The 11,558-nt window shown below is 48.0% G+C and carries 9 protein-coding genes; 2 read left to right on the top strand and 7 right to left on the bottom strand.

From position 1 onward, the window contains the following. Window positions 1–75 precede the first annotated feature (75 nt). The 7 genes from BLP78_RS06365 to BLP78_RS06325 form a co-directional block, all read right to left on the bottom strand. A complete protein-coding gene (locus tag BLP78_RS06365) occupies window positions 76–1,461 on the bottom strand; it encodes an ABC transporter ATP-binding protein (protein ID WP_218118930.1) in 1,386 nt (461 codons plus the stop codon). Window positions 1,462–1,920: 459 nt separating this feature from the next. Beyond that, on the bottom strand, window positions 1,921–2,871 hold the full coding sequence (locus tag BLP78_RS06355) for a glycosyltransferase family 2 protein (RefSeq protein ID WP_090457674.1): 951 nt from the start codon (window positions 2,869–2,871) through the stop codon (window positions 1,921–1,923). 33 nt (window positions 2,872–2,904) lie between these two features. After that, on the bottom strand, window positions 2,905–3,603 hold the full coding sequence (locus BLP78_RS06350; RefSeq protein WP_090457672.1) for a hypothetical protein: 699 nt from the start codon (window positions 3,601–3,603) through the stop codon (window positions 2,905–2,907). A 31-nt stretch (window positions 3,604–3,634) separates the two neighbouring features. Next, the gene (locus BLP78_RS06345) at window positions 3,635–6,823 is read right to left on the bottom strand and encodes a glycosyltransferase (protein ID WP_176752798.1); all 3,189 of its coding nucleotides are present in this window, start codon (window positions 6,821–6,823) and stop codon (window positions 3,635–3,637) included. Between the two features lie 362 nt (window positions 6,824–7,185). Then, the gene (locus BLP78_RS06340) at window positions 7,186–8,562 is read right to left on the bottom strand and encodes an ABC transporter ATP-binding protein (protein ID WP_090457668.1); all 1,377 of its coding nucleotides are present in this window, start codon (window positions 8,560–8,562) and stop codon (window positions 7,186–7,188) included. Window positions 8,563–9,026: 464 nt separating this feature from the next. Further along, window positions 9,027–9,803, bottom strand: coding sequence for a sulfotransferase family 2 domain-containing protein (locus BLP78_RS06330; protein ID WP_090457664.1), 777 nt, complete (start codon window positions 9,801–9,803; stop codon window positions 9,027–9,029). Window positions 9,804–9,914: 111 nt separating this feature from the next. Beyond that, complete coding sequence (locus BLP78_RS06325; protein ID WP_090457661.1) at window positions 9,915–10,736, bottom strand: ABC transporter permease; 822 nt, start codon at window positions 10,734–10,736, stop codon at window positions 9,915–9,917. A 252-nt stretch (window positions 10,737–10,988) separates the two neighbouring features. Here BLP78_RS06325 and BLP78_RS15780 point away from each other — a divergent pair, with 252 nt between their 5' ends. Beyond that, window positions 10,989–11,336 (top strand): zincin-like metallopeptidase domain-containing protein, encoded by a 348-nt coding sequence (locus BLP78_RS15780; RefSeq protein ID WP_218118929.1) that lies wholly within the window; start codon window positions 10,989–10,991, stop codon window positions 11,334–11,336. 53 nt (window positions 11,337–11,389) lie between these two features. After that, on the top strand, window positions 11,390–11,545 hold the full coding sequence (locus BLP78_RS16220) for a zincin-like metallopeptidase domain-containing protein (protein ID WP_371128861.1): 156 nt from the start codon (window positions 11,390–11,392) through the stop codon (window positions 11,543–11,545). Window positions 11,546–11,558: the final 13 nt, after the last annotated feature.

The following is an 11,558-nucleotide window of genomic DNA, read 5'->3' as shown; positions in this document are numbered from 1 at the left end:
GTCCTGAGAAGAATCCAAATACAAAAACCGCAATTATTTTCCGTGCCCTAGGCTCGATAATTGATGCTAAATTTTTTAGATAAATATTACATTGGGTGAGCATTCAAAATCTACATTCCCTATCGCCATTGTTTCATCATTTGGCAGAACTCTGAACATCTCGATATCGAGCAACCTGTGCAGATGAACCTCAGAGTCATTATGCAACGCGCTAACCCCCGCATTTAGAAAGTATATGCCGTTGTTTAATATGCACTTGAATTGGAACTCCACCTGGACACGTGAACCATTCGATACAATTTGAATGCTATCGGATAAATTTCCGGCAGATATCGCACCGCCCAACTCCACTCCCGAGATTGTTTTAATCAGCATTCCAAAACGGACATTACTGGCATTGCATTCAAAACGCACCGTATAGACGTATCTATAAATTCGACCGCAAACCAAATTATTAACACGTTTACCGGAAAGTGTCAGAATTTGAGGCGACTCAATATAAGCGCCGCGCGATTCATACTCTATTGTACTTTTAGGCTTCAGGTACGGATCATAGTTTTCTTGAAGATCGGCATTTTCTTGCTTCGCAACGTCTGAAACATCCGAGTGCATGTCACTTTTTGATGTGATCGATAGCAAATCAATTGTTGGCGTGCCGCGTATGTGGTCACGAATGACCGATCGCTTATCGTGCGGCGCAAATAGCATCTTATGATACAGCCCAACAATTTGTTTTGGCGTTCCGATAGCGAGTTTCTCCCCACCATCTATCAGCACGGCACGATTACATAGTTCAACAATCGTGGCCCCCGAGTGAGACACGAATAAGACAGTAGCACCTTTATTTTTTATGGCTTCAATTTTGGAATAGCATTTACGCTGAAAAAGCTCATCGCCTACCGCCAACGCTTCGTCAACAATCAGAATTTCCGGGTCGAGGTTGACGGCAACTGCAAATGCCAGCCGTATATACATTCCGCTTGAATAAGTCTTGACCGGCTGTTCGATAAACTGCCCTATGTCAGCAAAAGCGGCAATGTCATCAAACCGGTCATCAACTTGCTTCTTACTCAAGCCGAGCACGGCTGCATTCATGTATACGTTTTCGCGTCCGGTGAATTCCGGATTAAAGCCAGAGCCGAGTTCCAGTAACGCAGCAATGCGACCTCTGGTTTCTACAGTTCCGCCAGTAGGCGCCAGGGTGCCGCAGATGATTTGTAAAAGCGTTGACTTGCCTGAGCCGTTGCATCCAACGATACCTACCGTTTCACCTTTATTAATTTCAAAAGATATATCCTTGAGCGCCCAGAATTCCCGAAAATATCGCTTGATCGGTTTTCCTAATAAAAATTGCATGCGTGGCGCAACAAATTGCTTAAGACGGTCGTGGGGCGAACTGTAAATCTGATAGCACTTGGAAAGGTTCTGGATGCGGATGGCGATATCGCTGGAATTCATCATTAAGTTATCGTTTTATGGCTCTCATCTGTTCTCGTGCCTGCCAGTGCATAAGATATGCGAGTGAGGCAAGCCGGAGGCATCAATACTGGCGTGATGATCAATGCCTTAAATTGAAATATATATCTATCTATTAATGCCGAGTTGGCCTCACAGGCAGTTAACATAACCAGCCAGGTCAGATGGCGAAATTCCAGCACTTGGTGAGCATCGCGCTCATAGGAGGGGTCGATAAAAATGGTCGACCCGTCACGGTTGTTATCGATCAGTGCCAAGTGAAAAACTTTACCTCGGCTAACCGTCATGTTTTGGCAGGACATATGATTAATTCGCGCCAGAATGTTCCCTTGATAACCATTAAAATCGTTAGATGTATGTCTAGACTAATGACTAATAACAAGCAGCCCAGACTGGAGCAGCCTTTTTATCCGGACGATAGGTGACTGATGTTCTGTCGGCTCATCAACACTTTCTCTTTTCCATGATTCCCTTTATCTTGCAAGCCTTGAATGCTGCCCAGTACGCACGGTAGAGCAGACTGCGTGTTTCTTCATCCAAATCCAAGCCGGTTGCGAGCTTCAGATTGACCATTGAGTCAAGATGGCGGGCTGATCTAATGATGGCGTCAAAGTGGCCACCGATCATCGCCCAGCTTTGCTCCGAGTTAGCCGTTCCAGCCCACTGTTGAATTTCAGGTGCAGGATGGAGTTGACTACAGACATAACTTGAAGCCCCCTGGCGCTCAAGGCGATGACAGAAAGCATCGAAATCAATTTTCCTTATTGTGTAGGATACGGCGTTCTTGTTGTAAATAACCTGCAATCCCAGCCTGGAAAGCCGGTAACCCAATTCAATATCCTCAGCGCCGAATCGGAAAACCGGGTTGAATACGCCGAACTCCAGTAATAGGGAGCGTTTGCAAGAAGAACGTCCGCCCCAGAAATAAGTGTAATCCAGAGCATCACCATGCTTTAGCGATGGATAAGAGAATAAGAAACAGCCGATCTCCGTAACGAAATGCATGAGTGGGTCTTCGTTGATGTCCGGGCTAAGCGCGGTATATCCGAGTACCGCAAAGTGCTCAGCAGGAAATTCAGTGTGTGTCTTAACATGTTCTTCCAGCAAGGTTTCCGTCGCAATATCATCATCGTCCAGAAAAAGCACCACATCACCCTTACAGGCAAATAGACCGTGATTTTTTGCGCTGGCTAACCCGGCGTTGCGTTGATAAACATAGCGAAGAGGGAGCTTTGCAGCATAAAAAGCCGCTACCGCCTCAGTACTGTCGACAGATCCATCATTTATTATTACGACTTCGAAATCATGCGCAGGCAGCGTCTGCTTGCAGAGGCTATCCAGCACCTTATCCAGTAACGCGGCCCGGTTGTACGTGCAAATTACTACGCTCAGCATTGATTGACCAAAGCATGGCAGGCGAACAGCAGCTTATCCGACATGAGATTCCAATATAAAAAAGGCGTCTTTTTTTGACAGATGCGGTCGTTCTGCCAGGTACTTGCTCATGTGCTTCGCGCTAGCCCCATGGTCGTAATACGCTACAGGTTTACGAAAGTTATGTGCGACCGGTACAGCATCGACTATGCCCATTCTAAGGCCATGTTTTTCTGCCAGGACCGGCCATACAAAATCATTACCCCAACCCATCGGGCTGGCTTCGTCAAATGGTAAAAAATGATCAAATGCGCTTCGATGTAGCGAAAACAGAGGTCCGATTTCAACGAAACGCGTCCTTCGAGCATCGATACCATCCAGTTGTTCAACGAACCAATGATCGATATAGCTATCATGCGTCCGCGCCGGTTGGGCCAAGGCGAGGTCATAGCAGGAGACCAGGGCGAGGTAGCGATCCACAAAACCAGCCGGCAACTGGATGTCGTCGTCACTCACGATAACGTATTCGAATTCGTGTAAATCAATTCTCCCGAGTAGCTGATTCAACAGTAAAAATTTCGGCGAAAACGTATCCGTAACTTGTACGGTGAATGGCGCCAGATTCGAATCTGGCTGACTCTTGCCCAGTGAGAACCATTGTTGCTCTACGTCCCAATTGCTGCTTAAAGCAAGTTCCCGGGTAATCTGGGACGCAAGATTCTCTTTATCCGCAAGATATATTCCGATTACCAATATTCGTCGTTCCGACCGCCTCTGTGGACCACTACACATACGGCGCCCTCGCCGCTGTAGCGCTTGTTGAGCAGCCCTGGATCATGGCGCTGTCATCACGACACTCATCCCGGTTCGATGCATTTCTCGTTTTGGGAAAGATTTCGATCATCCGCTTCCGTGCCGCTGCAAGTGAATAATTTGTATCCAAGTGCGTAAGTGCTGCGGTAGAGAGTCGGTGCCACAGCGTTTCGTCATTATAAAGTCGAACCGCCAGGTCGGCGAAATCGTCAGGATCATCCGCAATTAAAAGATGCTTTTCATGCCGAAGATCCATGCCCTCTGCTCCGATCTGCGTGGCAACAATGGGCAGTCCATGCGATATGCTGTGGCCAACTTTGCCTTTCATCCCTGCGCCAAAACGCAATGGCGCTACAAATATACGGCAAGATTCAAAGTAGGAAGCGGTATCCGGCACAAACCCGAGAGGTACCACATTGGCCGAGCGTAGCGATTCTATCGAGGCGGGCATATTGCTTCCAATGATATAAAAGACCACGTCGGGAACCTTTTCCCTGATTCGCGGAAAAATATTCCTGACGAAAGATATCACGGCGTCTTCATTGGGTTTGTGCCAGAAGCCGCCAATGAAGAGTATGCCCCTGCGTTGCGCGAAAGGCGTTTTGGGGAAAAAAATCTCATGGATGTTGGGCAGCACGCTAACTTTAGCGTCGGGTTGCTCAGCGAGTAAGTGATCTTTTTCATCATCAGTGATCGCGAGCACCAGATCCGCACAAGCACAATTGAAGAGCTCGATGCGCCGAAAGCTTGCGATGGTATCAACCAGGGCACGATCTCCTGAAATCAGCATCTCCCGCTCGAATCGTACCCAGTGAAGGTCAACAGTGTCATATATAACTTGGGAATATAGCGCGTATGCTCGGACATGAGGCAAGTACCGAAAAGCTGTTTCCGGCCGTGATAACAATACGAAGTGATACTTGCCCCCCACAGCCGCCAAGTGCTTATGAGCCGCGTCAGATCCATAAAGAATGCCGATGCCTTGTTTTTCCAGCGCTTCCCTATAATGGGGCAAGTGTTCCTCGGAATCGGAGACAAAAGTAATACGAAACCCCATCTCAACCAGCAAACGGAGAATTGCATACATGCGTACAGAACCGGAATCCTGATCGGGTGTGGGTATTCGTAAATCGATCACTAATACCCAGGGGTCAGTCGGATCAAATTGTTTTGCGCTCGCCACCACCGAAGGGAATGCATCCCGACTCTTGTCAAGCTGGAAGACGTCTTTGCGATTTACTTTCCAGGCGCCAGGCCGGCGCAGATAAATTTCCTTGAGCCGTTGTTTAATATGCCAGGGCAATGGCAGGCCCTTATATGTTTGACGCAACAGCTTATTGAACCAGAGGGAGCGGGTGAATCTCGCCGATCTTACAGGTGTTAAATTTTTGCTTAAAGGCATTAGCGCTGATTTGATCTCACGAATTGGGCTGGTTAGCCGCCACGAAGTGGACTCATGTATCTCGACAATCTCATGCTGCAGCTTGGCAATTTGCCCGTCGCGCTTGGCTATGACGTGGCTAAGGCTGGCGAGTTGCTCATCGCGTCTGGTTACGGAGGTCAGCAACGGCTGCTCTAACCACCTGTTTAAGAATTCCCGCGATGAACGCCCCGTCACTTGTTGCTGAATAATGGACTCGAGCTCGGCAAAGCGCATGAAATCGTCACCAGTCAGCGAGTAGCCTGCTGCAGCCAGAGCCAATTTGATAAATGTTCGCCGCGAGAATAGGTTACCTGTGGAATGCCTGCCAAAGCACACCGATCCGGTTCCCCAGAGCAATGAACGAAAAAGGAGCAAGCCGACTTCGACATCATCTGCAAGGGCCCATTCAGGATCTATTGCGTGTGGTTGCCCGATATGGTTGACGATAATATTCTGAGGCGTCATATCAAAAAAATCACCGGGCAACTTATCTGCCAACTGCAATCTGCCAATTGAGTATCCCTTCTGATTGGCAATGACTGCGAGCAAATTTACATAGCGTTGAATGAAGAGGCCAACTTCTTCAAAGGACCATCCATCACAGGTGACTATTTTTACAAACTCGAACCATAGGGGTTCGCCTTCTGCATAAGGTGCTTTTTCCACCCCTGTAAAGCTGATGATTTGGTTTTTCCTATTATCCTGCTCGCGATCGACCAGGTTATGATAGTTCACCGTTATCATGTTTCCATCAGTTTGCTCAAATACCGTTTCTTTACAATACTGTGGGGCTCTATCAGTACTATAGTGATACCCCAGGGTGCCGGATTTAACGATTTGTTGCTGCAATGCTGATGCCACAATCAAGAAAGAATTAGCCATATCCAAAGCCAATCCGTTCTTGAATATTTCGGGCCAGGTCAGCTCCAGCGAAAAATTCGTGCTCGACGGGAGCTGGGGGTCGCGCCTTACGCTCTGCCATGCCAACGCAGCGCCATCAAAGCGTTGGCTGGAAAGACCTTCTCTAGTCAAAATCGAGACGGGTAGCTTGTAGTCCGGAAACGGAGCCAGGAATTCGGCCACGACGAAGCCTGCTTTTTCCAGTAAATCAGCCAGCACTACTCGACCAAAAGTTTGCGGTTGATTCGCGGCGTAGCGACCCTCAATGCCATACATGGGTTGGCCAAGGTGATCTTCCGGCGCACCAGCGAAGTATTTCAACCCTAACTGGTTTTCAATGGCGATAATTAACCGGCCCTGGGGTTTGAGCAGAGTCCGAACGTGCTGGAGCATGGCAAATGCTGCATTTTCGCTCGCCATAAAGAGGTTCGCGTACTCGAGGACTCCGATGAGGGTAATTACGTCAAATCGACAGGCACTTTGAAACTGGTCAAGTTTTTCCGCTAGCACCGTAACGTTTTCAAGGTCTCGTGTCCGGGAGTGCGTGATAGCCGCGCGACGTGGGCTGCCCTCAAGGGCTAGAACATTCGCGCCGGATTCACCAAGATAACGTGTAATTGCGCCACAGCCAGAACCGATTTCTAGAATGTCTCCCCTGAGCGAAGCGTCAAATGGACGCAAGATATTGGCGCGAGTACCAGATAGGTGATACAGGGAAGGCCAGTCAATGCAATGTTGCCGTAGCTCCGCAGAAAGAACCGTAATATCAGTTGCTTGATCGATAGCTTCGGCAATACGATCTTCAACCTCGTCCCCATCGCTATAAGCAATACCCATATACCCGGGTCTTGACCAAATACCTTTCTTTGCGTCAGCTATATAGATTGAAGTTAAAATTTCGCTTTTCATCAATGATCGCTGGAATTGGAAATTAAAAATGTTTTCGGCTTCAAACATGAGTGCTTTTACGACGTTGAAGAGCACGCAAAACGTTTCCGAACTTCTTATATAAGGTGCGAGAACAATGTTTTATACAGTCCCGTCGGGGAGCGGGATTTCGCCCATAGCTATTGGTTCTGTATGCCGAGCAATGGGAAGAAAGTGCGATTAGAGTTTGGGGTGCATGAGCTTAAGTGCCACATTCTTGCGTCAAAAATCCAGGAAGAACGTAATTCTATTTTCGTTTCAAAAACCGCACTTCATGCTGTTATTTTACAAAGCGACAGGTTAAGCTCGAGGTCAGCAAGCCCATGAAAATGATTATGCGGCCTGACAACAAAATGTATCGAATCATAGCGTCGATCATGCGGGATGATCTCCTCGCCTTCTCGCGTAGCAATGCCTATCGAAATAAAATAATCCCCTGGAGCAAGCCCACATTTGAAGTGGGATTTGGCATGCATTACAGCCCCTTTTTTCCAAAGCACTTGAAAATCGGAAATATCGCTATCACTCATCTCTGAATTGATGCCGGATACTGTTACGCCATCCTTCGTTTTGATGTTGATGCCTAATATGGGACGTAGCAGATCGCAGTGAAATTTCACGGATATCGCAAGTGTGATAGCCTGCCCGACGGTGATCGCCGAAGGGTAGGGTTCTTCGTCCGCAGCCAGGTAAAAATCCAGGATAGAAACTGTGCCATTACCCCAGCGGTATTCGTGGACATTATATCCCCCACGCGTTGCAAAGGCGTCACACGCCTGGCTTAGCTGATACAAAGCTTCAGCTTTTGTAACATGAGCGAGTTCATCTGCTGACTCGATGGGTTCAGCGCCAACATCGCGTTTCTCCTTACCAAACAACAAATCCATGTAACGATTTACCACACGTTTCGGTTCGCCTGTTTCAAGCTGCATGCCATTATTCAGCAAGATCGCAGAGGAGCAATGGGCTACGATTTGCTCGCTTGAGTGAGTGACCAGTAGAATGCTTGTGCCATTATCCTTGAGCTGTTTCAGGCGCGCGAAACATTTGGCCTGGAATTTTGCGTCTCCAACCGAGAGCGCTTCATCAACAATAAGAATATCGGGGTCTATCTGCGCCTGTACAGCAAATGCCAGACGTACCGACATGCCGCTCGAATATGTCTTGACCGGTTGATCAATAAACTGCCCGATATCGGCAAATGACACGATGGCATCGAGGCGAGCGTCGATTTCCTCGCTGTTTAATCCAAGCACAGCGCCATTCATATAGATATTTTCACGCCCGGTAAAGTCTGGATTGAACCCGGAGCCCAGTTCGAGCAAAGCAGCAATGCGCCCTTTGGCTTCTACAATGCCACCCGTGGGTGCCAGCGTGCCGCAGATGATTTGCAGCAGAGTCGATTTGCCCGAACCATTGCGCCCGATCAAGCCGATCGTCTCGCCTCTCTTGACTTCAAATGAAACATTCTTGAGCGCCCAGAACTCCCGAAAATATTGTTTGGTCTCTCGCCTCAGCAGGTGCTGGAGGCGAGGAAAAACAAACTGCTTAAGGCGATTGCGGGGCGCATCATAAATCTGATAGCACTTCGAGAGATTCTGGACGCTGATCGCGATATCGTTGGAGATTGCGATGTTGCCAGATTTCATTACTGCGCTTTCACGGTCATGACTTTTCCTTTGAACCTGAGGAAACAAGACAAAAGGGGAAAGCATCACTATCCCCATTAGCTGATGGCGGAGAATGGCTGTGCGATCAGCAGTGATGTGCCATGATAACTGCGCCAAGGGCATGTTTGCGGGGTACTGTTATGATTGCCCCAGAATTAGTACTGGTCAGAAGTAGAAATTTCCGGCTCCTGACCCTACCCCAGAATCAGTACCGGTCTAAATGGAAATTTCTGAATCGATACGCCTATCGGGAAAGGCATTTTCCCTTACTCGAGCATATTCAACTGGCGTTGCCCACTGCAATGCAGGATGAAGGCGCATTTCATATGGCACTGGCGCCATTCGTTAACTTCGCGCCTGACATTCTCTAAAGACGAGAGCCACTGCTGCTGAGGTGATTAGCGGACATGGCTAGTCACTTACTTTTATAAGCTTATAAGCTATTAAGCTCGTAGAGACCAAGCCTTCTCGTAGAGAATTTGATCAAGGCTGGTAAGTTGCTCAAGCAAATCCAATGTCGACCTCGGTAAATCCTTCGCTGTTGGCCGGCCCGGATTAGCATTTGAAGTGATCCTTTCTTTAGGGGGAACAACCCCAAGATCTTCAAATATCTTATCGCTGTCGTTTTCAAACGTTTCCGCGAAACCTATATAAGAATAGTCATTAAGATGCTTTACCGACAGATCAAGTAGCTCCTTTGGTTTAAAAGACGACAAACCACGATTCTCAGGATTTCCAAAACCACAGGCAAGTTGCCAAACTTGATTATTCCAGATAAATGAACTAACTTCCGACTGCTCCAAGCCCATCCTCAAGAATTCATTCAGTGGTAATTGCTGGCACAGCCTGTACATTTCGAATTCATTCGCGTCTCGATTTTTGCAGAAATAATAGAAAGACAGAACTCTTTCTATGGGGTCGCGCAAGAATGTGAACGAGTATCTTCCATGCATAAACAGCCTGGCAAAATCATGACCAAAATGCCCAGATAAAAAGCGTACATTGCGGAGATTGCTAATAATTTGCTCATCCATGCGAAAATCTTGGTCGGACGTGAAATGATTAGCTTTCTCTAAATAGTCGCCATGGCTAATGATGTGCTTTTGATGATAATGCTGTCTAGCTAGATTAACTATCGAGGTTCCCGCCGTTTTCTGAATATGTACAAAAATAGCTGATTTCTTATCCAAATTTGTATCTAATTTTTGAAGAAAGCGCATATTATTTCCATTTTTGTATTCCAAAGCTTAACCGAATCTAGAATTAATCCATTCAGTCCACTTAAATAATGGATAAAAGATTACGGTAACTCTTTGCGATGTTTTTGAATTTTAGAGAACATCCGCAAATCCCTTGCGGGTTTTCTGGAACCAGGCAAACCCGCCCCAGGCGATTATTGATCCTGCCGCCATCAGAATGGCCCACTGTCCAATATCCGGCAACTGGCCGAAGACCAGTACCTTGCGCCCTTCCTCAATGATGAATGCGAGCGGATTGAGCTGCAGCCAGCCCTGATATTTTACCGGCAAGATACTTAAAGGATAGAACACCGGCGAGAGAAACAGCAACACAGTTGTGAACATGCCGGTGACTTGCCCAATGTCACGTACAAATACGCCAAACGCCGCCAGAAACCAGGCGAAACCCATTGCAATGAGAATCAGCGGCAGCAGGACAAAGGGGAAAAGAACTGCTGTCCATGGCATCTGATGGCTGAAGATTAGCTGAGCGATCAGCAACACGCCAACGCTGATGATTGTGTGGAACAGCGCCGAGCCAAATGCGACCCACGGCAGTATTTCCAGCGGAAAAATCACTTTCTTCACATAGTTGACGTTGGATAATATCAGTGCAGGCGCTCGGTTGATGCATTCGGCGAAGAGCCCATGCACGATCATGCCGACAAAAAGAATAATCGCGAAATCCGTTTTGCTTTCTTCTCCGCCTACACCCCAGCGTGCCTTGAATACGACGGAAAACACAAATGTATAAATCGCCAGCATGAGCAAGGGGTTGAAGAACGACCATGCAATGCCCATGACAGAGCCTCGATAACGTCCAATGACCTCGCGTTTGACCAACGCGATGATCAGGTCGCGATTACGCCAAAGGCTAGCGGCCATTTCGCGCGGCAGGATGGAGAAGTTTTGCATGGAGTGGGATGGTAAAGGTATTGCATGTACGGTTGTGGCCACAAGGTGAATGATATAGGTGGCGGATATTAATTAGTTGAGAAGTTGCAGTGTGCGTCGGTGCACGTTTTTACGCGCTGCATCAAGACGCTTTGCAGAATCGCGAAACGGCGGGGCTTCAGTTTCCGTTTCAGTTTCGATATCGCAGCAAGGCCGCGTCACTGTCAGCGGCAACAGTCTTTCTCATGCGGCATCATTTTAGCCGCTTCGAGAGTGGCGCTTGATAACATATGCAGCATTGGACGAATTCATTTGCGGCGTGCCGCGCAGACGTATAGCGTAAACGCAGGCGTAAAGAATAACACAAAATATTTTACACATTCAGGCTGGCTCTCGGGCTTACGTGCCTGGCGCGCAGCCATCCGCGAACAAGGTGAGAAAGCGTTTTACCGCCCCTCGACCGATGAGATTTGCCTACCGGAACGAAACCGCTTTGCTTCCGAGATCGAGTTCTACAGCGTAGCCCTGCACGAGCTGACGCATTGGACCGGAGCCAAGCACCGCTTAGCGCGTGACTTCGGCAGCCGATTCGGTACAGAATTCTACGCTTTCGAGGATTGATTGCTGAGCTTGGAAGTGCTTTCCTGAATGCGGAACCCGGCTTTGCCGCATCAATGATCGCGAATCATGCCGGGTATATCGAATCATGGTTTAAGGTGCTGAAAAGCGACAAACGCGCAATATTCACCACAGCCAACCAATCCAGCAAAGCACACCGCTATATCATGGATTTAGTGGAAAGTAACCAAAGCACACAGAAAGCCGCTTAACCAAGGAGAGAGA

This window comes from Nitrosospira sp. Nsp1 (assembly GCF_900100985.1).
Taxonomy (GTDB): domain Bacteria; phylum Pseudomonadota; class Gammaproteobacteria; order Burkholderiales; family Nitrosomonadaceae; genus Nitrosospira.
The sequence above is the reverse complement of the archived record's forward strand: the minus strand, read 5'-3'. Positions and strand labels throughout refer to the sequence as shown.

Excerpts from the sequence above, each read along its gene's own strand:
- BLP78_RS06365 (WP_218118930.1), bottom strand. The coding sequence starts at position 1,461 with ATGATGAATTCCAGCGATATCGCCATCCGCATCCAGAACCTTTCCAAG.
- BLP78_RS06355 (WP_090457674.1), bottom strand. The coding sequence starts at position 2,871 with ATGCTGAGCGTAGTAATTTGCACGTACAACCGGGCCGCGTTACTGGAT.
- BLP78_RS06345 (WP_176752798.1), bottom strand. The coding sequence starts at position 6,823 with ATGGGTATTGCTTATAGCGATGGGGACGAGGTTGAAGATCGTATTGCC.
- BLP78_RS06340 (WP_090457668.1), bottom strand. The coding sequence starts at position 8,562 with ATGAAATCTGGCAACATCGCAATCTCCAACGATATCGCGATCAGCGTC.
- BLP78_RS06330 (WP_090457664.1), bottom strand. The coding sequence starts at position 9,803 with ATGCGCTTTCTTCAAAAATTAGATACAAATTTGGATAAGAAATCAGCT.
- BLP78_RS06325 (WP_090457661.1), bottom strand. The coding sequence starts at position 10,736 with ATGCAAAACTTCTCCATCCTGCCGCGCGAAATGGCCGCTAGCCTTTGG.
- BLP78_RS16220 (WP_371128861.1), top strand. The coding sequence starts at position 11,390 with ATGATCGCGAATCATGCCGGGTATATCGAATCATGGTTTAAGGTGCTG.